Consider the following 24,022-nt stretch of genomic DNA (forward strand, 5'->3'; position numbering starts at 1 on the left):
GAGGTTTCCCATGCGCGTCCTCGGTGTCAACGCACTCTTCCACGATCCCGCGGCAGCCCTGGTCGTCGACGGACGGATCGTCGCCGCCGCGGAGGAGGAACGCTTCAGCCGCCGCAAACACGGCAAGAGGCCCCTCCCTTTCTCCGCCTGGGAGCTGCCCGAGCTCAGCGCCCGATGGTGTCTGGAGCAGGCGGGTCTGCGCCCGGCCGACCTCGACGTCGTCGCCTACTCCTACGACCCGGGCCTCGCCCGTCCGGCCGGCGAGATGGGTCTCGACGATCCCTGGGACCATCTGCGCCAGGAGTACGCGCGCAGAGCCCCGGAATTCCTCGCCGAGGCACTGCCGGGGCTCGACCCGGGCAAGGTGCGCTTCGTGGCCCACCATGTGGCGCACGCGGCCTCCGCCGGGCAGGCGTCGCCGCACCCCGACTGCGCCGTCCTGGTGCTCGACGGCCGTGGCGAGTGCGGGTCCCACCTCTCCGGCCGGTATGTCGACCGGCAGCTGACGGTCCTGGCCTCCCAGAAGCTGCCCGACTCGGTCGGTCTGTTCTACGAAGACCTCACCCAGCACCTGGGATTCCTGCGCAGCAGTGACGAGTTCAAGGTGATGGCGCTCGCCTCCTACGGGAAGCCGCGCTTCACCGACCGGCTGCGGGAGTTCGTACAGGCGGACGGCAAGGGCGGCTTCACCGCCCGGCCCGTGCCGTGGGACGCGCTGGTGCCCGGACGTGAACCCGGCACCCCGTGGACCCAGGACCACGCCGATGTGGCGGCGAGCGCCCAGGCGTGTCTCGAGGACGTCGTCCTGGACCTCGCCCGGTGGCTGCACGGCCGCACGGGTGACGACGTGCTCGCCCTCGCCGGGGGAGTGGCGCTCAACTGTGTCGCCAACACACGTCTGTACCGCGAGGGGCCGTTCCGGGAGGTCTGGGTGCAACCCGCCGCGGGCGACGCGGGAACGGCCCTGGGAGCGGCCCTGCACGTCGCCGGCGAGAAGGAGCCCGTCGAGGCGATGCCCACTCCCGCCCTCGGCCGCGGCTGGAGCGACGACGAACTGCGCGGTTGGCTGGAGCGTGCCGCCGTGCCGTACGAGGAGCCCGCCGACATCGCGGAGACGGTGGCGGAAGAACTGAGCCGGGACGGCGTCGTCGCCTGGTTCCAAGGGCGTTCCGAGTTCGGACCGCGGGCCCTGGGCCACCGCTCGCTGCTGGCCCACCCGGGCCGCGCCGCGAACCTGGAGCGTCTGAACGCGGTCAAGGGGCGTGAGGAGTTCCGGCCGGTCGCGCCCATGGTGCTGGCGGAGCGGGCGGCCGAACTCTTCGACGGCCCGCTGCCGAGCCCGTACATGTTGTTCGTCCACGATGTGGCCGAGCAGTGGCGTGACCGGATCCCGGCGGTCGTCCACGTCGACGGCACCGCGCGGGTCCAGACCGTGGACTCCGCCGCCGAGCCGCTGGTGGCCCGGATGCTGGGGGCCTTCGAACGGCGCACCGGACTGCCCGTCGTCGTCAACACCAGCCTGAACACCGCCGGCCGTCCCATGGTGGACGATCCCCGTGACGCGCTGGAGTGCTTCGGATCCGCCCCCGTCGACCTGCTCGCGCTCGGGCCGTTCGCGATCCGGCGGGGAAAGGCGTTCGCATGAGTGCCCCGGTGGAGTACGCCGTGGTCGTCCCCACCATCGGCCGGGCCTGCCTCGCCGACTGCCTCCGGGCGCTGGCCGCCTCCACAGGCCCACGTCCGGCGGAGGTCGTCGTGGTCGACGACCGCCCCGTGGCCGACGGCGGCCTGCCGCTCGGGCCGGTAGGTGAACTCTCCGTCCGTTTCCTGGCCACCGGCGGCCGCGGCCCCGCCGCCGCGCGCAACGCGGGCGCGCGGGCGGTCGGCGCGCCCTGGGTGGTCTTCCTCGACGACGACGTCCAGGTGCTGCCCGACTGGGCCGAGCGGCTGGCCGAAGATCTCGCCGAGGCCGACGAGCGGACCGGCGGTGTCCAGGGGCGGCTGACGGTGCCGCTGCCCGACGACCGCAGGCCCACGGACTGGGAGCGCGGCACCGCCGGACTGGAATCGGCGGCGTGGGCCACCGCGGACATGGCCTACCGCGCGACGGCGCTCAAGGAGGTCGGCGGCTTCGACGAGCGATTCCCGCGCGCCTTCCGCGAGGACGCCGATCTGGCCCTGCGCGTGAGGGACGCGGGCTGGGCGCTGCGCCGCGGCCGGCGCGTCACCCGCCATCCCGTCCGCCCCGCCGGCCCCTGGGCATCGGTCCGCGCCCAACGGGGCAACGCCGACGACGTGCTGATGAACCGAGTGCACGGACGCGACTGGTGGGCGCGCGGCGAAGCACCCCGGGGGCGGCTGCCCGGACACCTGGCCACCACGGGACTGGCCTGCGTCGCCGTCCTCGGTGCGGTGGCCGGCCGGCGCCGGAGCGCCACGCTCGCCGCGGCGCTCTGGACGGCGGCCACGGCTGAGTTCGCCTGGGCGCGCATCGCCCCCGGGCCGAGGACCCGCCGGGAGGTCGTCACCATGGTGGCCACCAGCGTCGCCATTCCCCCCGTCGCCGTCCGGCACTGGCTCGCCGGGCAGATCAGGCACCGAGGTGTCCGGCCGCCGGGAGGAACCCGGTGAACGACGACTCGCCCGCCCTCCGCGTGTCCGCCGTGCTCTTCGACCGGGACGGGACGCTGGTGGAGGACGTGCCCTACAACGGCGACCCGGAAAAGGTCAGACTTCTGCCCGGAGCACGCGAGGCGGCCGACCTGCTGCGGGCCGAGGGCGTCGCGACCGGCGTGGTCAGCAACCAGTCGGGCATCGGCAGGGGACTGCTGCGCGAACACGATGTGCTGCGGGTCAACCGGCGGGCCGACGAACTGCTCGGCACCCTCGGGACCTGGGTGTACTGTCCGCACACCCCGCAGGCCGACTGCGCCTGCCGCAAGCCACGGCCGGGCCTCGTGACGGAGGCCGCCCGGCGACTCGGCGTACGGCCCCAGGAGTGCGTGGTGATCGGCGACATCCGGGCCGACGTCCTCGCCGCGCGGGCCGCGGGCGCCCGCGGCGTCCTCGTCCCCAACGCCGCCACCCTGCGCTCCGAGGTGGAGGCGGAGCGCTGGACGGCGCCCGACGTACTGACGGCCGTACGGATGGTCCTGAGCCGGCGGGAGGACTTCACGTGAGGGCACTTGTCGTCCGGCTGGACAGCTTCGGAGACGTCCTGCTCGCCGGACCCGCCGTCCGCGCGGTCGCCGCGCATGCCTCCCGGGTGACCCTGCTGTGCGGGCCACGCGGTGAGCCGGCGGCCCGGCTGCTCCCGGGGGTCGACGAAGTGATCGTCTGGGAGGCGCCCTGGGAGGGGGTGAGACCGCCGTCCGTGGAGGACGCCGGCATCGACGCCGTCGTCGGGCGGTTGAGGCAAGCCGTGTTCGACACCGCGCTGGTCCTCACCTCCTTCCACCAGAGCCCTCTGCCCACCGCCTTGCTGCTGCGCATGGCCGGCGTCCGCAGGATCGGCGCCGACAGCGTGGATCATCCCGGGACGCTGCTCGACGTACGGCACCAGCGGCTCCCGGACCGCCACGAGGCCGAGGCGGCGCTCGACACCGCCGTGGCGATGGGATTCGCGCCGCCGCCCGGGGACGACCGCCGGCTGCGGGTGCTGCCTTCCCCCGACACCGTGCCGCTGACCGGCAACGGGCCCTACGTCGTCGTCCATCCCGGGGCGAGCGCCCCGGCCCGTGCCTGGAGTCCCGAGCGGTGCGCCGACGCCGTCCAGCGCCTCGCGGACGCCGGACACCGCGTCGTGGTCACCGGTGGGCCGGACGAGACGGATCTGACCCGCCGGGTCGGTGGTGACGTCGCTCTGGATCTCGGCGGTCGTACCGAGCCGCGCGTGCTGGCCGGCGTCCTGCGCAACGCCGACGTCCTGGTCAGTGGCAACACCGGACCGGCCCACCTGGCCGCAGCGGTCGGCACACCCGTCGTCTCGCTGTTCTCCCCGGTGGTACCGGCGGAACGGTGGGGCCCCTACGGGGTCCCGGCGGTGGTGCTCGGAGACCAGACGGCCCCGTGCGCCGGCAGCCGTGCCCGGCACTGTCCCGTACCCGGACATCCGTGCCTCGACGGCGTCGCCCCCCGGGACGTGGTCCTGGCCGTCCACAAGCTCATCGAGGAGACCGCGTGAACATCCTCATCTGGCACGTACACGGCTCATGGGCCACATCGTTCGTCCAGGGACCGCACACCTTCCTGATCCCCGTCACTCCGGATCGCGGCCCGGACGGCCTGGGGCGGGCAGCGACCTGGGACTGGCCGCCGAATGCCGTCGAGGTGCCCGCGGACCGGCTGCGGGACGCGGACGTGGACCTCATGGTCCTTCAGCGGCCCCACGAGCTGGAACTGGCGGCGGCCTGGACCGGGCGGCGGCCGGGCGTCGACGTGCCCGCCGTGTACGTCGAGCACAACAGCCCCGACGGAACGCCGGCCGGCACCCGGCATCCGCTGGCCGGCAGGGACGACATCCCCCTGGTCCACGTCACCCACTTCAACCGGCTGATGTGGGACAACGGGCGGGCCCCGACCACGGTGATCGAGCACGGCATCATCGACCCGGGGGCCCTGTGGACCGGCACGGAGCGACGGGCCGCCGTCGTGGTCAACGACCCCGTGCGCCGCGGCCGTACCACCGGCACCGACCTGCTCTCCCGCTTCGCCCGCGCGGCGCCGCTGGACGTCTTCGGCATGCGCACCGAGGCTCTGCCGGCCCACCTCGGCCTGTCGGAGGACCGCTGCCGGGCGCGCGACCTGCCCCAGGGCGCGCTGCACCCGGCCATGGCCCGCTGCCGGCTCTACCTGCACCCGGTGCGGTGGACATCGCTCGGCCTCTCGCTGCTGGAGGCGATGTTCCTCGGCATGCCGGTCGTCGCCCTGGACACCACGGAAGTCCGCGAAGCGGTGCCCGAGGACGCGGGAGTCGTCTCCAACCGCCTCGACGTCCTCGACGAGGCGGTCCGCGCCTTCCTCGCCGACCCCGGCCTCGCCGCCCGCACCGGGGCGCGGGCCAGGTCCGCCGCACAGTCCCGTTACGGGGTGCAGCGCTTCCAGGACGACTGGGAACATCTGCTGAAAGAGGTCACACGATGAGGTACGCCCGCCCCGCCTCCCTGCGTGTCGCTCTGGTCTCCGAGCACGCCAGCCCGCTTGCCGAGCTCGGCGGCCCCGACGCGGGCGGACAGAACGTGTACGTGGCCCAGCTCGCCGACCACCTCGCCCGGCGCGGGCACGACGTCACCGTCTACACCCGCCAGGACAGCCCCGACCTGTCCCCGGAGGTCGTCACACCCGGCAGGGTGCGGGTCGTCCATGTGCCGGCCGGGCCCGCGTCGCGCGTACCCAAGGACGAACTCATCGCCCACATGCCCGAGTTCGGTGCCTTCCTCGCCCGGCGGTGGCGGTCGGAGCGCCCGGACGTGGTGCACGCCCACTTCTGGATGTCGGGCACGGCGGCCATGATCGGCGTCCGCGGACTCGGCGTTCCCGTGATCCAGACGTACCACGCGCTCGGTACGGTCAAGAAGCGCCATCAGGGGGCGGAGGACACCAGTCCGCCCCAGCGGCTGGCGACCGAGGCGGCCATCGGCAACTCCTGCCGGCGGGTGCTGGCCACCTGCGCCGACGAGGTCGCGGAACTGGCCGCCATGGGTGTCGCACACGACCGCGTCTCCGTCGTCCCGTGCGGCGTCGACCCGCGTCACTTCGCCCCCTCCGGCGGCCCGGCCGACGCGCCCTCGGGACCGCGGCGACTGGTCGCCGTCGGACGTCTCGTGCGGCGTAAGGGCTTCGACCGGGCCATCCGGGCGCTCGCCGAGGTGCCGGACGCCGAACTCCTCGTCGCGGGGGGCCCGCCGGCCGACCTCCTGTTCGCCGAGCCGGAGGCGGAGAGGCTGCGGAAGGTGGCCGAGGACCACGGCGTCGCCGACCGGTTCACGCTGCTCGGCTCCGTGCCCCACGGCCGGATGCCCGCTCTGATGTCCGGCGCCGACCTGGTTCTGTCGCTGCCCGACTACGAACCCTTCGGCATCGTGCCGATCGAGGCCATGGCATGCGGCACGCCGGTCGTCGCCACCGCCGTCGGCGGCCACCTCGACACCGTCGTGGACGGCGTCACGGGAGCACTGGTCCCGCCCGCCGCGGACGGGGACAGCGACCTCGCCGCTGTGATCCGCACGCTGCTCGACGACCCGGTACGGCTGGCCCGTTACGGAGCGGCCGGCCGCGAGCGGGTACTCGCGCAATACACCTGGGACCGCGTCGCCGATGGAGTCGCCCGCGTCTACAGCGCGGTGACCGCCACCCCCTCACTTTCGGGAGTCATCCGATGAACCGCACCCACCACGGCAAGCACTGCGACGACCTCGCGGACGCGCTCACCGTCTTCCGCGGCTCGTGCCCCCTCGTCCACCGGTGGGGGGCCGAGCTCGCCGGCCGCCTCGGCGCCGGAGCCAGGCTGCTCGTCGCCGGGAACGGCGGCAGTGCGGCCCAGGCCCAGCACCTGACGGCCGAACTGGTGGGTCGCTACCGCGACGACCGGCCGCCGTTCTCGGCCCTGGCGCTGCACGCCGACACCTCTTCCACCACGGCGATCGCCAACGACTACGGGGTCCAGGAGGTCTTCGCCCGGCAGGTGTGCGCCCACGGCCGGGCCGGTGACGTCCTCATGCTCCTGTCGACCAGCGGCGCCAGCGCCAATCTGCTGTCGGCGGCGGTCGAAGCACGCCGCATCGGAATGACCGTATGGGCGCTGACCGGTCCGGCGCCCAACCCGCTCGAAGCGGCCTGCGACGAATCCCTGTGTGTGAACGCGCCGGTGTCGGCCACCGTCCAGGAGCTTCACCTGGTCGCCGTGCACATGATGTGCGAGGCGTTCGACCAGGCATGTGAGGAGAGCACGGCCGCCTCCGGCCGGAAGCCCGGCTTTCCGGCGGTCGAGGGAGCGCTGTGAGCCCGCTCGCCCCGCTGCTCGTCGTCGGAGACGCTCTGCTCGACCACGACCTGTCCGGCCGGGCCGACCGGCTGGCCCCCGACGCACCGGTGCCGGTGGTCCACGGCGCCCGACGGGTCACGAGGCCCGGCGGCGCCGCGCTCGCCGCGTACTTCGCGGCCCAGGACGGCCGCGAGGTCACCCTGGTCACCGCGCTCGGTGACGGCGAGGCGGGCCGCACCCTGAGGCTGCTCCTGAAAGGCGTCGTGCGCGTCGTCGAGTTGCCGCTCGCCGGAGAGCTGTCCTGCAAGACCAGGGTGATGGCCCAGGGGGTGCCGGTCCTGCGGCTGGACGACGGTGAGGGACGCGCCTCCGGGACGACGGACGAAGCGCTGGCCGCCGTCGGTGCGGCGGGCGCCGTCCTGGTCGCCGACTACGGCCGGGGCGCTGCCGACGTGCTCCGCGAGGCCCTCGCCGGTGCCGCGGCCCGGGTTCCCGTCGTGTGGGACCCGCACCCCCGGGGCGGTGCGCCGGTGCGGGGGGTGCGACTGGTCACGCCGTCGGCGGCCGAGGCCCGGGGTTTCGCCGCGTCCGCCCCGGCCGGCCCCGGGCCCCGTGCCACTCCCTGCGATTCCTCTGCGCTCACCGGGTCCGGGGCGGGGGCCCAGGTCCGCCGGTCGGCCGACGACGCCCGCGAACTGATCCGGGCCTGGGGTGTCACCTCCGTCGCCGTGACCCTCGGTGCGGGAGGCGCACTGCTGACGCACGGTGGGGACCCGCTGCTGGTGTCAGCCCCGCAGGCTGTGGAGGGAGACGCCTGCGGAGCGGGCGACCGCTTCGCCGCGACCGCCGCGTGCCTGCTCGCCGACGGCGCGCTGCCGGAGACCGCCGTCCAGGAGGCTGTACGCGCCGCCACCCGGTACGTCGAGGACGGCGGGGCCGCCGGACTCCGCATCGACGCCGCTCCAGCCGTTCCCGGTACCGACGCCGAAACCGGCACCGGCACCGGCACCGGCGCAGCTGAGGCCGACACGACCCCGGACCCGTTCGCACTGGCGGCCCGGGTACGCGCGGAGGGCGGCACGGTCGTGGCCGCCGGCGGCTGCTTCGACCTCCTGCACGCCGGGCACGTCGCACTGCTCCAGGCTGCCCGGCGTATCGGCGACTGCCTGGTCGTGTGTGTCAACTCCGACGCCTCCGTGCGGCGGCGCAAAGGCGGTTCGCGGCCTCTCGTCCCGGCCGACGACCGGGTCCGGGTCCTGCTGGCTCTCGGCTGCGTCGACGCGGTCGCCGTCTTCGACGAGGACACCCCCGAGGACCTGCTGGAGGAACTGCGCCCTCACATCTGGGCCAAGGGCGGCGACTACGCGCTGACCCGGCTTCCCGAAGCGCGGCTCGTGCGGAGCTGGGGTGGAGAGGTCGTGCTCCTGCCCTACCTGGACGGCAGAAGCACCACCCGGCTCGCCGAACGGGCGGCCCTCGGACCGGCCGACCGCCCCGCCGGCCACCGCCGCCCGGCCAGGAAGGCGTGACGATGGCCTCCTCGCGGCCCCGCGTGCTCGTCCTGCGCGCTCTCGGCCTCGGTGATCTCCTCGCGGCGGTGCCCGCGCTGCGGGGCGTACGCCGCGCGTTTCCACGACACGAGATCGTGCTCGCCGCCCCGTCCTCGCTGCGGGACGCCGCGCTGGCCACCGAGGCCGTGGACACACTTCTTCCGGCCTCGGCCCCCCGGCGCGGGGTTCCGCAGCTCACCGGCTGGCAGGGTGCCGCGCCGGACGTCGCGATCGACCTGCACGGAAACGGCCCCGAGAGCCACGGCGCACTCGCCGCGCTCGGACCGCGCCGGATCCTGTCGTACTCCTGCCCGTCGCCGGGTGCGGCCGCGCCGCCCGTTTGGCGGCGCGAGGACCACGAGCGGGAACGCTGGTGCCGGCTGCTGAAGGCGTACGGCATCGAGGCGGACCCACGGGACGTCCTGCTGCCGTCTCCGCCCGGCCCCTCTCCGGCGCCGGGCGCCGTCGTGGTGCACCCCGGTGCCGAGGCCGCCGCCCGGCGATGGCCCGCCGGACGCTTCGCGACCGTGATCCGCGCGGTGCTCGCGACGGGCCGCCGCGTCGTCGTGACCGGTGGCCCCGGCGAGGAGGCACTGGCGTCGGACGTGGCGGACGCCGCCGGCATCGGGACCGTGGACGTGCTGTCCGGCGGACTTTCCTTCGCGGACCTGTCCGCTCTGGTCGCCGGGGCCGCCTGCCTGGTCAGCGGAGACACCGGTCCCGCCCACCTCGCCGTAGCCCACGGCACGCCCTCGGTGACCTTGTTCGGCCCGGTTGCTCCGCGCCTCTGGGGGCCGCCCCCGGACGACCCGCGCCACACGGCGCTCTGGTACCCCGGCCCGCCCGGGGACCCGCACGGCACCGAGGCCGACCCGTCGCTGCTCCGTATCGGCGCGGGCGAGGTGATCGCGTCCGTACTGGCACACATCCGCCCGGGGGGTGCGACCGGCGGCCGGGACGGGTCCTGGCCGGTGGGGGCGAACGGCTGTGCCTGAGGCCGACCCGAGGACCACCGTCGCCATGATCACCAAGGACCGGCCCGACAGCGCCCTGCGCACCCTCGACCGGCTGGCGGCGCTGCCCGAGCGGCCTCCCGTCGTCGTGGTCGACAACGGTCTGGACCCTGCGGTGACCGAGGCGCTGCGTGCCCATCCGGCCGGCGCGCGGGTACTGGCACCCGGCCGCAACACGGGAGCGCTGGGCCGGAACCTGGCGGTGCGCCACGCGGAGACCCCGTACGTCGCCTTCAGTGACGACGACTCCTGGTGGAAGGCGGGCGCACTACGGCGAGCCGCCGACCTGCTCGACGCACACCCGCGCCTCGGACTCCTGGCGGCCCGCAGCCTGGTCGGTGCCGAGGAGCGGGACGACCCGCTGAACGAACTGCTGGCCCGCTCGCCGCTGCCACCCGACCCGGGACTGCCGGGGCGGCCCGTCCTCGGCTTCCTCGGTTGCGCGTGCGTCGTCCGGCGGCGCGCCCACCTCGACGCGGGCGGCTACCACCCGCTGCTCTTCTTCGGAGCCGAGGAGACGCTGCTGGCCTACGACCTGGCGGCAGCCGGCTGGGGCGTGTCCTACGACCCGTCCGTGACCGCCTACCACCACCCCGACCCCGGCGAGCGGCCCGGCCGCACCGTACTGCTGCGGCGTAACGCCCTTCTCACCGACTGGCTTCGGCGCCCTGTCCGCGTGGCACTCCGGCACACCCTCGCGCTGAGCGCCGCCGCGGTGCGGGGCGACGCCGGGGCCGCCGCGGCGCTGGGAGAGGCCGCGGCGCGGATGCCCGCCGCGCTCCGGCTGCGCCGCCGCCTGCCCCTTCGGGTCGAACGGACCGTGCGCCTGCTGGAGGAGCACGTGCCCGCCGCATCGGCGTACGAGGACGCGGGAGAACGGAGGACGACATGACCGATCACCGCGTCACCGTGGTGGTGATCACCCATAACCGCAGGTCCGAGCTGCTGCGCACCCTCCAGGCCCTGAGCGACCTGCCCGAGAGGCCACGGGTCGTCGTCACGGACAACGCCTCCTCGGACGGCACCGCCGAGGCGGTGACGCGGCTCTACCCCGAGATGACCTTGCTGACCCCCGGCCGCAACCTCGGCGCGGTCGGGCGGAACCTGGCGGTGGCGGAGGTGCGGAGCCCCTACGTGGCGTTCTGCGACGACGACACCTGGTGGGAGCCGCTGTCCTTGCGGAAAGCCGCCGACCTCCTCGACACCCGTCCGCGACTGGCCGCGATCACCGCGCGCATCGTCGTCGAACCGTCGGGGGAGGAGGACCCCGTCGTCGCGGAGCTGCGCGACTCACCGCTCACCGGGCCGGACTGGCTGCCCGGCCCCGCCCTGGGCTCCTTCCTCGCCGCCGCGACAGTCATGCGGACCGATGCCTTCCGGTCGGTGGGCGGCTTCCATCCCGGACTGTGGCTGGGCGGCGAGGAGGAACTGCTCGCCACCGACCTGCTGCAGCGAGGATGGTGGCTCAGCTACGTGCCGGACCTCCTGATCCACCATGCGGCGTCCGAGGCCCGGGACAGCACCGAGCGGCGCGTACTGGGACTGCGGAACACGCTCTGGTTCACCTGGCTGCGCCGCCCCTGGGTCCCCGCCGTGCGCCGGACCGTCCACCTCTTGTGCACGGTCCCACGGGACAGGGCATCGCTGAGGGCCTTCGCGCGGGCGGCGGCCGGCCTGCCCTGGGTACTCCGTCAGCGGCGGCCGGTGTCACCCCCTGTCGAGGCACGGCTGCGCACCCTGGAACGGGCCCGTCGCGCGTACACCGCCCGCCGGTACGTGGGTTGACCGGAGGACGGTGGCCCCCGGGCCGCCGCCTCACGGGCTGGGCGGGTGTGCGGCGGCGTCCCCGCCGAGCATCCGTGCGCGGCGGCGGCGGGCAGCGGACGCGCCGGCCGGGGAACGGCACCAGTCCCACCGGCGGTCCAGGAGTTCCGGCGAGATACTCTCGCCCGGCAGCACCGCCGGCCACCGCAGGAGGTGCGCCTGCGCCGTCACCTTGGCGCCGCCCCGTACGGGATCGACCGCCAGGACGGGGACACCGGCGCGCAGCGCGAGCACCAGGCCGTGCAGACGGTCGGTGACCATCACATCCAGCCGGCCGAGCAGTGAGAGGTACTGGTCCGGGGTCCGGCAGTGACGCCAGTCGTCGTGGGCCAGCCGGGTGTCGGCGTCGATCCGCGCACAGTCCTTGCCGGCGAGCCAGGGCAGCACGGTTCCGGCGACGCTGTCGTGGAGGCGGCGCTCGTCGTACTCGCCCTGCCCGTGGGTCAGGGCGACCCCCACGACCGGAGTGGGAACCATCGGGGGCGCGGCGGCTGCCAGGTCCGGGAGAGTTCCGCCGTCCGGACCGTCGCGCTCCAGGACGCGGTGGAAGCCGGCGGCTGCCGGGCTGTCCCGTACCACCACGCTGACTCCCACAGCCACACGTCTGCACGAGGCGTAGCGGTGGTGCAGCGCAGCGATCTGCTCCCCGTGGAGCGGGCCGCAGACGAACAGAAGATGGCTGTAGTCACCAGGACGCGCGTCGTCGAGCGTCAGCGCGCCCGGGGCGAAGACCGGACTCCATGCGGTGTCATGGGGGATCTTCAGCCGTTCGAGAGCGGCCGACACCGCCCGTTGCGCCAGCGCGTCCCCGGCCGTCACCTCCCCGTCCAGAAAGCTGAACCAGCCGGTGACCAGTACTCGGCCGTGGTCGCGACGGCCGGCCACCTCCGACAGCAGCAACTCCTCCAGCAGGGACGGCAGGGACGACACACCTGCCGCCGTGGCCGAGGCACCGGCCGGGTCGGCAGGCCGGTCCGAGGCGGTCAAGCTGACTCCCGCAGGGCGGAGGCGCGCAGTTGCGCGCAGGACCGGTGGAGCAGCCGGGACACGTGCATCTGCGAGATGCCGAGAACCTCCGCGATGCTCACCTGGCTCATGTCGCGGAAGTACCGCAGGTAGAGCACCGTACGTTCGCGTTCCGGAAGCGCCCTCAGCCCCGGCTTGACGGCCTCCCGGTCGACGGCGACGTCGAGGGCCTGGTCCCAGAAGCCGAGCCGGTCCGCCAGGCTGGTTCCGCCGTCCCCCGGCGGCTCGGCGTCCAAGGACAGGGCGCTGTAACCGTTCAGAGCCTCCATGCCCAGCCGGACGTCGTCCTCGCCGAGGCCCGTGTACGCGGCGATCTCCGCACAACTGGGCAGGCGCCCCCCGTGGGCCTGGGCGAGCTCGCGACGGGAGACCCGTATGCGGTTGCGCAGGTCCTGGACCCGGCGCGGAACATGGACGTCCCACGTGTGGTCGCGGAAGTGCCTCTTCAGCTCGCCTGTCACGGTCGGGACGGCATAGGTCTCGAAGGCCTTCCCCCGGAAGGGGTCGTACCGGTCCACCGCCTTGACCAGTCCCATCGCGGCCACCTGACGGAGATCGTCCACGCTCTCGCCGCGGTAGCGGAACCGCGAGGCGATCCGGTGCGCCATCGGCAGCCACGAGCAGACGGTGTCGTTCCTCAGCGCGTCCCGCTCCGCCCCCGGGGGAAGCGTGCGCAGTTTCCGGAACGCAGCGTCGGTCGGGGGACACAGCCCGTCCGGTGCCTGTGGCGTGGTGGGTGGGATCTCATGGCGCCGCTGCTTCGGCTGTCGCTGGTCGGGCATGACGATCGCTCCATTACCCCGGGTGCGGGCACCGGCCTGCGGGCGCCCCGTGGCGGTCGGTGACGTCGGTTCGTGGGCTGCCGCCTCCGTGGCCGCCCACGACGGCAGTGCTCGGACAGGCGGGGGAGGCCGCTACTTCTCCGGGTCGTGGCCCCAGTTCATCAGCGAGTAGCGCCAGCGGGTGTCCCTCACATCGCCTTCGGGACGCTGTGCGACGTGCCGCCGCACATAGCCGGTGACCTTGCGCATGTGGGCGAGGTCGCTGGCGCCGAGGTCGTCCTTCCGGGTGCGCAGCAACTCCACGATCCGGCGGCCGGAGGCATGACCCGTGGACTCCCCGCCGTCGTTCTTCTGACCAGCTTCCCGCGACCGGTCGGTGTCGAGCCACTTCTCCAGCTCCCCGGCGGTCATGTTGACCGCCTCGTCGAACCGGTCGAGCGTGTCCTGCCGGTCCTTGTCGTTCCCCCCGCTCATGAGCCGCCCCCGCCTTTCTTCCTACGCAGTGACTCCGGCTTGTGGACGGCGTTCCTGCCCGTCCTGTCGCTCCGCACCTCGTACTGCGGTTCGTCCTCCGAGGCGTCCACGGTCCGGCCCGCGGCCCGGGTGCGCTCGTCGATCTTCTTGGTGACGGACCCTTCGACTTCCTGCCCGTGGCTCTTCCAGGTGACGTCGTCGCCCTCGGAGAGCTTCTTGTCCTTCTTCGGCATGGTGTCGTCCTTCCGCTACCGGCCGCAGCCGCTCATCGGCCGCGGTGCGCGTGCCCGGCCCTGCCAGGATCGCGGTTGGGCGGCCCGTGCGCACGGCGGCAGGGGCCGCCCCTCACAAGATGCCGCTCATGAGGAATCCGCTGCGAGGCGAGGTGGGGATGCGCCGCAGCGGAACAGCGAGGTCCTGGGCGGGCACGTCGTACCGCAGCGCCGCCAGCCGGGGGACGAGCGTCTCGAGCACCCTCAGCGTGACGTCCTCCCCCGGGCAGCGGTGGTTGGTGGCCGCGTCGCCGCCGCCCTGGGGCACCAGTTCGTCGCGGCCGGGCTCACGGAGAAGGAACCGGCGAGGGTCGAAGGCGTAGGGCTCGGGCCAGAGCTGTGGATCGTGGTTCTGCCCGTACAGGTCGAGCAGGACCATGCTCCCCGCAGGGATGTCCTGCCCCGCCCAGCGCAGATCGGCGGCAGCGAGACCACCGATGAAGGGCACGAAGGGGTAGAAGCGCCGGACCTCGTGGGCGAAGGCGCGCGCGTAGGCAGCGTCGCCCTCGGCAAGGACCTTGCGGTGCTCGGGCCAGCGATGCAAGGCGTGCGCGGCGAAGGTGAGGAACCAGGTGACCGCGACCGTCGGGCGGACGACGTTCAGGACCTCGACCGCCGCCGTGTGCGGATCGAGCGGTTGGCCGTCCGCGTCACGATGGGCGGCCACTGTCGCCGGCACAGATGCCGGCGGAGCCTCTTCCGTTCCGGTTCTGAGCCTTTCGACACGCCGGGCAAGCCTCGCCTCCTGACGGCTGCGGGCGCGGCGCGCCCGCAGATGGCGGGGCCCCGCGGACAGGAAGCCGTCGACCATGGCCACGAGATCGCGAGCCGTCTCCTCGGCGTCACCACGGGCCATGGGGATCCCGGCCCACGCGCAGACCGCGCGAGTGAGAAGCACGCTCGCCTCGTCGAACAGCACCACCTGATCACGGCCCGCCCACTGCTGGTGGGCGTCATCCCAAGCCGCCTCGAGGTGGCCGGAAAGGCTGTCGAGGCCACCGTGGTCCTTGAGCAGGGACATGAACAGGGCCTTCCGTACCCGATGCGCCTGACCGTCGAGCGTGTGGACCGCGCCGCGCCCGAAGAGGGTGTCGAGAAGAGGCCCCGGCAGGGCGCCGTGGCGCTCGACGTTGCTCTCGTCGTAGAAGAACCGGACCGCCTCGGGACCGTGCACCGCCACCGCGTCCTTGCCCATGAGCCGGCAGTGCACAGGCTTGCCACGGCTGCGTCTACGCCGGTCGGGCAACCACGCGTACCCCTCAGTCAGCAGTGCCAGGGTGCTGTCGAACATGCAGGGCCTCCGCTTGGTGAACCGGGTACGAGGACGCACACGGCTGGACGGGCAGGCAGGCGGAAAGCCGGGCGGGCGTCGGCGTCACAGTCAGGCGCCGCCCGGCTCGCCGTGCTCCTGTTCCTTCTCGTTCGGGGTCATCGCGTCCCCGCTCTCCCCGTCCTTGCGCCGTCGCTCCTCGTCGTCCCGCACACGGGTCTCGGCCTCTTCCACCTCGTGGAGGACCTCGCCGAGGGCGGTGCTGGGGCGCTGGTCGTGGGGGGACGACTCGGAGTCCTCCCCGATGTGTCCAGGCTGTTGATCATGCTTCGAGTGGGAACCCTGCGGCATGACGCCGCCTCCTTCCCGAGCCGACCGGTCCGGCTCGTCGTACTCGTACTCGTCCGGCACTGCGCGTGCCCGGAGCTCTTCGCGAGGGGTGAGCGGGTTCTCAGCGGCCCAGCGCCTTGCTCAGCTGCTCCTTGTTCATCGACGACCGGCCTTCGATGTTCTTCTTCTTGGCCTCTTCGTACAGCTGGTCCTTGGTCGGCCCTCCGGAACCGCTGTGCGAACGCTGACCACCGCGCTCAGGAGCTGATTTGGGGTCCCGTGTGGATGTCTTGCTCGCCGACTCAGACTCTCCCGAGCGGGCCCGTTCCTTGTTGACCGTACGGGCCGCGATCTCCTTCGCCCGCTTCTCGGACGTGCCGCGCTTCTCGGCACCTTCCTTGATGTGTTCGTACTGGCGCTCACGCTTGGGGCTGGATCCTGCGGGCATGGCACACTCCTCCTTTCGGTCGACCGACAAGCCTCCACGACTTGTGGCGTATGAACGGCTACCCCCATCACAGCCGCAAAACCCGGGGCTCGCGATCCGAGCGCCCGCCCCGCGGGGCATGACCTGCAGACAGGGGTACGACCGGCGCGACAGGGCCGGCCGACTGCGGTCCGGGCCAGGACCGCCGGCTGTCAGACCAGGGACGAGAGCAGGTCCTCGCACGCCTGTTCGCAGCGACGGCATGCGTCGGCGCAGACCCGGCAGTGATCGTGCTGGTCGGCGTGGCCGGCGCATTCGTCGCCGCAGACCTTGCAGACGGCGGCGCAGGCCTGGAGGACGGCCCGGGCGACCGTGGCGTCGTAGCCCGTACGGCGCGACAGCACCGCGGCGGTCGTCCGGCAGACATCGGCGCAGTCGGTATCGGTACGGATGCACTTCGTGAGATCCGCGACCATCTCTTCCGACAGACAGGCGTCCGCGCAAGCCGTGCACGCCTGGGCGCAGGCGACGCACTCCTCGATGCAACGGATGAGTTTGTCGCGGTCCACGCCGCCCAGGGCCGCGGGGTAGGTGTCGAGCATGTCCCTGACCACAGTGGTCATGAGTACCTCCAGCAGTGCGGAGTGTCGGTGCGCGGCGGCAGCCGCCTTCTACGGGTAACACCGAAGACGGCCGGTGAAACCCGCCGCGGCAGTGCAGACGGCAGCACCGGGTCCGGTCCGCCGGCACCACGACCGCGTCCGCAACGGTGCGGCGGGTCCTCCCGCTGCCGGTGTGCGTCGGCAGCGTTAGACCCTGCCGTCCAGGGGTACCCCTGTCCGGATGCCGTGACCGCGACGACGCAGAGGAATGGGGATTCACATGCAGGTGGGTTACAAGCTGGCTGCCGAGGCGTTCGGCCCGGCGGAGCTGGTGAGGCAGGCGGTTCTCGCCGAGCGGGCGGGCTTCGACTTCGTCGAGATCAGCGACCACTACCACCCCTGGCTCGACAACCAGGGACACTCGCCGTTCGCCTGGACGGTGCTGGGCAGCATCGCGGCCAGGACCTCCCGGATCGGGCTGGCGACCGGGGTGACGTGTCCGACCGTGCGCTATCACCCAGCGATCATCGCTCAGGCGGCCGCCACGCTCGCTCTGCTCTCGGAGGGCCGTTTCGTGCTCGGCCTCGGTTCAGGGGAGCGGCTCAACGAGCACGTCGTCGGCCGGGGCTTCCCCGACGCCGTGAGCACCCGGCACGAACTGCTCAGGGAAGCCCTGGAAATCATCCGGCTGCTGTGGAGCGGGGGCTACCGCTCCTACGAAGGGAAGCACCTGCGGCTGGAGGACGCCCGGGTCTTCGACCTTCCCGACGAACTGCCGCTGATCGCGGTGGCCGCCAGCGGGCAGGCGTCGACGCGCATCGCGGCCGAACTGGGTGACGGCCTGTTCGCCACCGAGGCCAAGCCGGACATCGTGCGGCAGTACGCCGATGCCGGCGGCGCCGGTCCGCGCTACGCGGAGGTCCCGATGGCCTGGGCGCCCGACGCGCACACCGGGGCGAAGGCGGCCCTGGAGACCTCGCGATGGGCGGTGACCGGGTGGAAGGTCATGAGTGAGCTGCCCAACCCGGTCAACTTCGACGCCGCGACCAGCACCGTGCGCGAGGAGGACATCCTCGAGAAGTTCGCCTGTGGCCCGGACCCCGCGCGATACGTCGAAGTGGCTCAGCAGTTCGTCGACGCCGGCTTCGACCGGCTGGTCATGCAGAACGCCGGGCCGGACCCGGACGGCTTCGTCGACTTCTATCAGCGCGAACTCGACGGGCGCATCCGGCAGCTCCAGCCGAGCGGCGCGCGAGCCTGAAGCGTGCGCGACGGCGCACCCCCGGGCAGGACACCTGCGGATGAACGGTACGGCCCCGGCGGGCCGTACCGGCAGCCCAGCCCATGTGCCGCGTCCTGTTACGCGCACCTCTTGTGCGTGTACGCCTCGTTTGAGTACCCCGGAGTCGGGACAGGCGCCACTGAGCGCTGCCGGAAGGCGGCGCCGACGTACTGCGAAGGCTGGTGACTGTAGTGAGCAACGAGACGGGCCGTGGACCGGCCGATCGCCCGGCGATGCCTCAGGAGGAGGCGGAGATCTCCCCGCCCTACCGGTTCGAGCGCCAGCAACGCCCGGGCCTGGAAGGGCGGATGGAAGTCCGCCCGCGCTATCTCGCTCCCCATTACCGGGGCGCCGGGAAGCTCGCGGGGAAGGTGGCGCTGATCACGGGGGGCGACTCAGGCATCGGCCGTTCGGTCGCCGTGCTCTACGCCCGAGAGGGCGCGGACGTGGCCATCGTCTACCTGCCCGAGGAACAGCCCGACGCGGAAGAGACGCGTGAAGCGGTCGAGAAGGAAGGCCGGACGTGCCTGCTTCTGCCCGGGGACCTCTGCGAGCCGGCGTTCTGCGCCGACGTGGTCCAGCGCACGGTGGACGAGCTCGGCGGTCTCAACGTACTGGTGAGCAACGCCGCCTTTCTCAACAGCCAGAACAGCCTCTCCGATCTGACCGCCGAAGATTTCGACCGTGTCTTCAAGACCAACGTCTACGCGTACTTCCACCTGGTCATGGCCGCGCTGCCGCACCTTTCCCATGGCGACGCCGTCATCGCCACCTCGTCGGAGGAAGCGCTCAAGGGCAGCGACATGATGATGGACTACGCCGCCTCCAAGGCCGCCATGGTGGTCTTCACCAAGTCCATCGCCTCCCACCTCGCCGAACGCGGCATCCGCGCCAACGTGGTCTCGCCAGGACCCACGTGGACCGTGCTCAACCTGTCGGGTCAGCGCTTCCCTGACGAGTACCTCACCGATCTGGGCAGTTCCGCCCCCATGGGACGTGTGGCTCAGCCGGAGGAAGTAGCCCCCGCCTACGTCTACCTGGCCTCCGATGCAGACTCGAGCTTCACCGTGGGCGAGGTGATCGCCGTAACCGGCGGTCTGACGGACACCCGGTGAGCCCTGTCCGAACCGCGACCGGGCGGATGTCGGCCACGTTGCCGTGCGCGTGCCCGAGGCAGGCTTTCACCCGCGGGAACCGCCACAGTCGCCCGATCGAGACTCCCGTTCGATCGACGGCTTCCGAGATCGGTACGGGCGTCCCCGGCTTATGCGTCGGGGTGCTCCGGCAGGGCGAGCCAGTCCGACCAGGAGATATCGCGGCCGAGGAAGCGCGGCTGCTCGAACGGCCAGTCGGCGGCGATCCACTCCGGCACCAGCGCGTCGAGGGCTTGCTCGACCTTGGTGCCCGCCAGCTCGTCCACCACCCACCAGGAGATCTCGCCGTCCGCGCCGGCCCTCTCCGGTGGGTCGATGTAGACACAGCCGAGCAGAGCTGTCTCCGTCGCGTCGAACAGCGCGTAGTTGAAGGACTGATGTGCGGCGATCTCCTTCTCATGCCGCAGCAGGTCGGCCTGGTCGGCCTCGTACGTCATGGTAGCCGCGGGCCAGCCCCAGGCCGGGCCGAAGATGGTCCACAGCCGCTCGCGCGAACCCATCACAGCCGGATAATCCAGCGGGGTGTCCGCCTCCCGGATCGGCCGCAGGTGATGGTCACCGCCCGGCAGCGGTACCAGGACGGGGTGGACGAAGTCGTCGGGAAGCCAGCTCATGGCCTCGGACGGTAGCAGCGCGCGGCCTTCCGCTCGCCTGGATATTCCCGGTAGACCACCAGGCCCCGCTCTCATGCCGGGCAGGACCCGGTACCACCCGAGGGAAACTGAGCCGCCCTGGGTTTCGTAGCGGGCGGTTTCTCTGGTTTCAGGCGGTGTTCATGGTCGTCCGGGACCGGTGGTGCTGGGCCTCGCATTCTTCGGGTGGGAGGTGGTCGAGGGCGGAGTGGCGTCGCTCACGCCGGAGGTCGCCGGCTCGGGCGTCGCCGTCTCAGCGCCGCAGCACGTCGCGCAGGAGTCTGGCGTTCTTCATGGTCTGGCTGGAGCCTTTGCGCGCGGCCACCTCGTCGACGCCGGGGATGGAGCCCTGGGCCCCGGAGCGGGCGGCGCACTCGACGGCCAGTGCCAGGATGGCTCCCGCTCCGTTGACCGGTTTGTCGCGCAGCAGGGCGGGCAGGGCGGCTTCGAGTATCGACCAGACGGTCGCCCAGGCGCCGGTCTCGGCTGCCGCCCGCAGCACGGCGGTGGCCCGGGTGGGAGTGCTCTGCCTTCTCCGCAGCAGCGCCTGCACCTGTCCGGCGAACAGCCGGGCGTCCAGCTGGCCCTGCGCGGCGAGGACCAGCAGTGCGTCCACCACCGCGTTCGCCTCCTTCGGGTTCCCGTCGAGCCGCCGCGCGATCTGCCAGTGCGTCGCGTAGCCCGCGGTGCCGTGCATGTCCATCAGTCGCGGGAGCAGGCGGGGATCCGGGAACGTGGCCGGCGTGGCCAGCTGGGGTCTTCTTGTGTTCGCGAGGCGTGCGGCCATCTCGTCGCGGTGGTGCGGCAACTGCGCGAGCCAGAACGCGCCCCCGTCCGAGGTGTACTGGCTGGAGGGGCCGAGGAGGGCCGCGGCGACCGGCGGGAGAGGCAGGTCGTGGTCGGTGCGGGGATCCGCGGGAGCCCACCGTCCCGGCTCTGCGCCGGTCGGATTGTCGGCCGGCCACTTCTCGGGCGTCGTGTCCCGGTGGGGTGCCCCGCCCTGGTCGAGCCACCGTGCCAGCTGGCGGCCCGCGTCCGAGCGGAGTGCGCCCGCCGCGTCCCGCACCCGCTCGTCGTCGGTGGGGGCGACCCGCAGCAGGGCCTGAGCCAGGTCGATGGGTGCGGGGGTGATGTCCAGGCTTTCGAACTCGGCGATCCGCTCCACCAGGGTGGCGGCGTCCACCGCCCCGTTGGCGTGGGTCGGCAGGGCCAGCAGGTAGGGCTGCGCGCCCGACTCGGTCAGTTCGATGGCCTCGGTGAGCCGCGCCTTGAGCATGTCGCTCGGTGGAGTGGCTATCGCGGCCCAGAAGGCACGCAGTTCCGGGTCCTCGTGGCGGAGGCGGATGTGCCATGTCCTCGGCTCGTCGCCGCGCACGGCGGCCGCGACGTCGTACACGTCGAGCTGCGCGTCGAGTGGCGTCCAGGTCCAGCGGCTGCCCGGCAACGGCAGGTCCCGCTTCCGGCGCATGACTGGTTCGAGCGCTTTGGACAGGGTGCCGCGGTCGAGGCGTGCGTGGCGGACCAGGCCGTCCAGAGCACGCTCGAAGGCCACCACGTTCTCGCGGTCGGCGAACAGCACCGAGACCTCGGGGGCGACCTCGGCGGCCGTGTCGACGGGGTGGACCGGTGCCGGTTCGGGCACCTCCGGCAGGATGTCGCGCAGCAACTCGTCGGATGGTCCGGCAGACGGCCCGGCAGGCGGCCCACTGGCGTCCTGCCCCGGCGGGCCGAGCAGTTCGGCGGCGCGCGCGGTGAGACCCGGGTTGAGGGATGCGGCGGTCTCGCGAAGGCCGGACAGCACCCGCTCGTCGGCCTTCGCGGACAGGTGGCGGGCCATCAGGTTGAGAGCGCGTTCCTGGAGGGCCACGTCGGAGTGCTGGAAAGTGAGCGCCGCGTCGGTCAGGATCCTGCCGGTACGGGTGGCGTCCCGCTTCGCCACCCGGTCGAGCCAAGCGAGCTGGGCGCGCACCAGTTTCTTCTCCGGGCGGAGCAGGACGCGTTCGCAGATCTCGGTGAGGACGTCGGCCTCCAGCAGCCCCGCCTCGTCGAGACCGGTGAGGACCTCCTGACCGTAGGCGGCGACCAGGGACGAAAGGTCGAGCATCGCGACGTGGTCGCGGAGCCGGGGCGCGTTCTCGGCCGGAGTGAGGGCGAGGGCTTGCAGGTCGGTGAGGGACCGCGTGGAGTCCTGGAGCAGGGACGCGATCAGGGATCCGGTGAGTTCCGCGCGGGTGCGTGCCACGAGGTCCTGTTCGCCGGGGCTGAGGGGCTCCCCGGCCAGCAGCTTCTCCGCCACCTGGGCCGCGGGGGTGCGGCGGGTGAGATCCAGGAAGGTGCGCCGGCTCAGTATGTCCCGGTCGATGACGCCCTTGGCAGTGAAGGCGACGAGCTCCTTGCGATAGGCCGAGACTCCGACCTTCGGGCTTGCCACGGCGAGCGGGAGGAGTGCCGGGGTGAAGGGGTCGTTGCGCAGCCGTGCGAGGAGGTCGCCCTCACGCGGGCCGCCGAGCACGTGATCGGGGCGCTTGGGCCGCCAACGGCGGTCGGCCCGGTGCATCAGCCACTGCCTGATGAACTCGTCGGAGGTCGGCAGCGGACAGCCGGTGTCCAGGATGATGTGCTCGGCCAACTCGAACAGCAGGCCACTGTGGAGGCTGCCCCACCACGACTGCGCGGCGATGCAGGCGACCAGCTCCGCGCGCCACTCGGTGGAGTAGAGGTTCGCGATGTCCACCATCCATCCACAGGTCGAGGTCAAGTAGCTGGCGTTGGCCAACCAGTCCACCGCGTCCCGGGGGCTGGGTCTGCTCCCCATGCGGGCGGCGGCCAGTGCCTCCCACTGCGGGCTGGGGACGACCCACTTGTTGCCAAGCCCCGGCTCGAAGTGGGCGTCGAGTGGGGCGACCTGGGCGGCCCGCTGCTCCGCGGTGAGTTCACGGAGCGCCCCGAGCACTCCCTGGACGTCACCGGCTTCCACGAGTTCGATCAGGTTCATCGTGCCGATTCCTTCTTCATGTCGTCGCGGACCATGCGGGCCGCGAGCACGTGCTTGCAGGGTCCGCGTCCGCCCTGGTATCTCGCCCACCACAGGCAGGTACAGCTCGACCGGCCCGCGTCGTCGACGCGGACCATGTGGGCATGGTCGTCCTTCCCGACCCACGCGAGCACTCCGTCGAGTCGCACGGCGCCCTGGGCGACCAGGCTCCGCGCACCGCGCAGCCGGGGGTTGCGGGCCTCGGCGTCACCGGCCGAATAGGGCAGGTGGCGGTGGAAGTACGCCTGTTCGGCGAGGTCGTAGCCTATCTGCCCCGAGGTCCCGAGCACCGTGAGTGCCGCACGGACCCGTTCGGGCGCGAGGCCGGCCTGGGCGGCCAGCATGGCCAGGTCCAACGTCGGCTCCCAGGAGAGGAGTTCCGCCACCTGCTCGGCGTCGCGCGTCGCGGGCCCGGTGGCGAGGTCGTCGAGGACGCCGCCTTCACCGGAGAACCCACGCGAGGAGCTCGGCGAGAGCAGCAGCGTCAGCCGCATGCCGGGCAGCCCGACCTCCCAGGCGACGGCCGTGTCCTCGCCCCCGGCGGCCTCTGGGGCGTAGAGCCGCACGCCGGTCGAGTGCCGCAGCACGGGTATCAGGCCGGTCAGCCGCTCGGCGCCGGGCAGGCGAACGGCGCCGGGAGCCGGTCTGCTGACGGGGCGCAGGGTGCGCCCGGTGGGTACGACCCAGCGCGTGGTGAGGGCGCCGGAGCCCACGGTGAGGCGTGGCAGAGAGCGCAGGACAGCGGCCGCCTGCGCGGGCGGCACCTCGGCGCGCAGCGCGAAGCCGGCCCCGAGTACCTGGGCCTCGGCGAAGCCGCGCAGCCAGCGCGGTGGGAGGGGGACCTTCTTTTCCACGAAATGGCCGTCGAAGGTGGTGGCCTCCACCCTTTCGGGGCCCACTCGCAGGTGAAGTGGGTCCAGGCCGCCGAGTTTGGCGAGAGCCTGACGCAGCGGGACGTTGATGTCGACGTTGGTGGTGCCGTGGCCGACGTCGCCGCCGTCGAGGCCGGGTGCGAGGACGTCCAGACGCGCGTAGACACCGCAGCAGCCGGAGAAGGACTCCATCCGCAGGCGGTCACCGTTGGCGGTGACGACCGGGTCGAGCGAGGCGGCGGAGCTGGGCCGGTAGTAGCGGGTGGCCGCGACGTCCGCGACCGCGAGTAATGCCGAGGCCGCAGCGGTCGGGGCGGTCAGGAACCCCTCGAAGAACCGGGGGGTTGGCCTGCTCACCGCCGGGTGTGGCACCGCCTGAGGTCTCCAGGGCGAGGCTGCGGCCGGAGGCGGATTCCCGCACCGCGGACGCGTCCACATAGGCGTAGGACTGGGTCGCTGCTGTATTCACGCCCGCAGGTTACGGCCAGGCACTGAC

Annotated in this window: 23 protein-coding genes and 1 pseudogene; 13 read left to right on the forward strand and 11 right to left on the reverse strand. The window is 72.7% G+C overall.

Annotation, left to right across the window (positions count from 1 at the left end):
- Positions 1–10: 10 nt before the first annotated feature.
- Genes ACZ32T_RS21195 through ACZ32T_RS21245 form a run of 11 tightly spaced genes read left to right on the forward strand, consistent with a single transcriptional unit; the run spans position 11 to position 11,330 of the window.
- The gene (locus ACZ32T_RS21195) at positions 11–1,645 is read left to right on the forward strand and encodes a carbamoyltransferase family protein (RefSeq protein WP_467269297.1); all 1,635 of its coding nucleotides are present in this window, start codon (positions 11–13) and stop codon (positions 1,643–1,645) included.
- Complete coding sequence (locus ACZ32T_RS21200) at positions 1,642–2,631, forward strand: glycosyltransferase family 2 protein (RefSeq protein ID WP_467368308.1); 990 nt, start codon at positions 1,642–1,644, stop codon at positions 2,629–2,631. The genes ACZ32T_RS21195 and ACZ32T_RS21200 overlap by 4 nt, the downstream gene beginning before the upstream one ends.
- Positions 2,628–3,179: a D-glycero-alpha-D-manno-heptose-1,7-bisphosphate 7-phosphatase gene (locus ACZ32T_RS21205; RefSeq protein ID WP_467368310.1), complete on the forward strand. Its 552-nt coding sequence runs from the start codon at positions 2,628–2,630 to the stop codon at positions 3,177–3,179. Before ACZ32T_RS21200 ends, ACZ32T_RS21205 begins: the two co-directional genes overlap by 4 nt.
- Positions 3,176–4,183 carry a glycosyltransferase family 9 protein gene (locus ACZ32T_RS21210; RefSeq protein ID WP_467269303.1) on the forward strand — a complete coding sequence of 336 codons (1,008 nt, stop codon included), beginning with the start codon at positions 3,176–3,178 and terminating at the stop codon, positions 4,181–4,183. Before ACZ32T_RS21205 ends, ACZ32T_RS21210 begins: the two co-directional genes overlap by 4 nt.
- Complete coding sequence (locus ACZ32T_RS21215) at positions 4,180–5,142, forward strand: glycosyltransferase (RefSeq protein WP_467368312.1); 963 nt, start codon at positions 4,180–4,182, stop codon at positions 5,140–5,142. The genes ACZ32T_RS21210 and ACZ32T_RS21215 overlap by 4 nt, the downstream gene beginning before the upstream one ends.
- Positions 5,139–6,380, forward strand: coding sequence for a glycosyltransferase (locus tag ACZ32T_RS21220; RefSeq protein WP_467368314.1), 1,242 nt, complete (start codon positions 5,139–5,141; stop codon positions 6,378–6,380). The genes ACZ32T_RS21215 and ACZ32T_RS21220 overlap by 4 nt, the downstream gene beginning before the upstream one ends.
- Positions 6,377–7,000 carry a D-sedoheptulose-7-phosphate isomerase gene (locus tag ACZ32T_RS21225; RefSeq protein WP_467269307.1) on the forward strand — a complete coding sequence of 208 codons (624 nt, stop codon included), beginning with the start codon at positions 6,377–6,379 and terminating at the stop codon, positions 6,998–7,000. The genes ACZ32T_RS21220 and ACZ32T_RS21225 overlap by 4 nt, the downstream gene beginning before the upstream one ends.
- Entirely contained in the window at positions 6,997–8,511 is a 1,515-nt protein-coding gene (gene rfaE2, locus ACZ32T_RS21230; RefSeq protein ID WP_467368316.1) for a D-glycero-beta-D-manno-heptose 1-phosphate adenylyltransferase, read from the forward strand. Before ACZ32T_RS21225 ends, rfaE2 begins: the two co-directional genes overlap by 4 nt.
- Before the next feature lie 2 nt (positions 8,512–8,513).
- Positions 8,514–9,527, forward strand: a complete 1,014-nt coding sequence (locus ACZ32T_RS21235; protein WP_467368319.1) for a glycosyltransferase family 9 protein — start codon at positions 8,514–8,516, stop codon at positions 9,525–9,527.
- Positions 9,528–9,552: 25 nt separating this feature from the next.
- The gene (locus ACZ32T_RS21240) at positions 9,553–10,437 is read left to right on the forward strand and encodes a glycosyltransferase family 2 protein (protein ID WP_467368321.1); all 885 of its coding nucleotides are present in this window, start codon (positions 9,553–9,555) and stop codon (positions 10,435–10,437) included.
- On the forward strand, positions 10,434–11,330 hold the full coding sequence (locus tag ACZ32T_RS21245; protein WP_467269311.1) for a glycosyltransferase family 2 protein: 897 nt from the start codon (positions 10,434–10,436) through the stop codon (positions 11,328–11,330). Before ACZ32T_RS21240 ends, ACZ32T_RS21245 begins: the two co-directional genes overlap by 4 nt.
- Positions 11,331–11,360: 30 nt before the next feature.
- Here ACZ32T_RS21245 and ACZ32T_RS21250 read toward each other — a convergent pair whose 3' ends face one another.
- The 8 genes from ACZ32T_RS21250 to ACZ32T_RS21285 form a co-directional block, all read right to left on the reverse strand.
- Positions 11,361–12,356, reverse strand: a complete 996-nt coding sequence (locus ACZ32T_RS21250) for a polysaccharide pyruvyl transferase family protein (RefSeq protein ID WP_467269313.1) — start codon at positions 12,354–12,356, stop codon at positions 11,361–11,363.
- Positions 12,353–13,177: a SigB/SigF/SigG family RNA polymerase sigma factor gene (locus ACZ32T_RS21255; RefSeq protein WP_467368323.1), complete on the reverse strand. Its 825-nt coding sequence runs from the start codon at positions 13,175–13,177 to the stop codon at positions 12,353–12,355. Before ACZ32T_RS21255 ends, ACZ32T_RS21250 begins: the two co-directional genes overlap by 4 nt.
- A 132-nt stretch (positions 13,178–13,309) precedes the next feature.
- Complete coding sequence (locus ACZ32T_RS21260) at positions 13,310–13,651, reverse strand: DUF3140 domain-containing protein (RefSeq protein WP_467368325.1); 342 nt, start codon at positions 13,649–13,651, stop codon at positions 13,310–13,312.
- Positions 13,648–13,884 (reverse strand): hypervirulence associated TUDOR domain-containing protein, encoded by a 237-nt coding sequence (locus ACZ32T_RS21265; protein ID WP_467269319.1) that lies wholly within the window; start codon positions 13,882–13,884, stop codon positions 13,648–13,650. The genes ACZ32T_RS21260 and ACZ32T_RS21265 overlap by 4 nt, the downstream gene beginning before the upstream one ends.
- A 112-nt stretch (positions 13,885–13,996) precedes the next feature.
- Complete coding sequence (locus ACZ32T_RS21270) at positions 13,997–15,214, reverse strand: cytochrome P450 (RefSeq protein ID WP_467368327.1); 1,218 nt, start codon at positions 15,212–15,214, stop codon at positions 13,997–13,999.
- A 90-nt stretch (positions 15,215–15,304) separates the two neighbouring features.
- Positions 15,305–15,544, reverse strand: coding sequence for a hypothetical protein (locus ACZ32T_RS21275; RefSeq protein WP_467368329.1), 240 nt, complete (start codon positions 15,542–15,544; stop codon positions 15,305–15,307).
- A gap of 100 nt (positions 15,545–15,644) precedes the next feature.
- Complete coding sequence (locus ACZ32T_RS21280; RefSeq protein WP_467269325.1) at positions 15,645–15,971, reverse strand: plasmid stabilization protein; 327 nt, start codon at positions 15,969–15,971, stop codon at positions 15,645–15,647.
- 191 nt (positions 15,972–16,162) lie between these two features.
- Positions 16,163–16,573 (reverse strand): four-helix bundle copper-binding protein, encoded by a 411-nt coding sequence (locus tag ACZ32T_RS21285; protein ID WP_467269327.1) that lies wholly within the window; start codon positions 16,571–16,573, stop codon positions 16,163–16,165.
- 259 nt (positions 16,574–16,832) lie between these two features.
- Between ACZ32T_RS21285 and ACZ32T_RS21290 the strand changes: the two genes are divergently transcribed.
- Both ACZ32T_RS21290 and ACZ32T_RS21295 read left to right on the forward strand, forming a co-directional pair.
- A complete protein-coding gene (locus ACZ32T_RS21290; protein ID WP_467269329.1) occupies positions 16,833–17,813 on the forward strand; it encodes a TIGR03557 family F420-dependent LLM class oxidoreductase in 981 nt (326 codons plus the stop codon).
- Positions 17,814–18,067: 254 nt separating this feature from the next.
- Entirely contained in the window at positions 18,068–18,949 is an 882-nt protein-coding gene (locus ACZ32T_RS21295) for an SDR family oxidoreductase (protein ID WP_467368331.1), read from the forward strand.
- A gap of 149 nt (positions 18,950–19,098) precedes the next feature.
- On the opposite strand, the gene ACZ32T_RS21300 is transcribed toward ACZ32T_RS21295, so the two are convergent.
- The 3 genes and pseudogenes from ACZ32T_RS21300 to ACZ32T_RS21310 all read right to left on the reverse strand — a co-directional run bounded on the left by ACZ32T_RS21300 (position 19,099) and on the right by ACZ32T_RS21310 (position 23,995).
- A complete protein-coding gene (locus ACZ32T_RS21300) occupies positions 19,099–19,602 on the reverse strand; it encodes a GNAT family N-acetyltransferase (RefSeq protein WP_467368333.1) in 504 nt (167 codons plus the stop codon).
- Positions 19,603–19,873: 271 nt separating this feature from the next.
- The gene (locus tag ACZ32T_RS21305) at positions 19,874–22,615 is read right to left on the reverse strand and encodes a DUF7824 domain-containing protein (protein WP_467368335.1); all 2,742 of its coding nucleotides are present in this window, start codon (positions 22,613–22,615) and stop codon (positions 19,874–19,876) included.
- Positions 22,612–23,995: pseudogene (locus tag ACZ32T_RS21310) on the reverse strand (SWIM zinc finger family protein). The gene ACZ32T_RS21305 and the pseudogene ACZ32T_RS21310 overlap by 4 nt, the downstream one beginning before the upstream one ends.
- Positions 23,996–24,022: the final 27 nt, after the last annotated feature.

Source organism: Streptomyces sp. NPDC023573 (assembly GCF_055559735.1).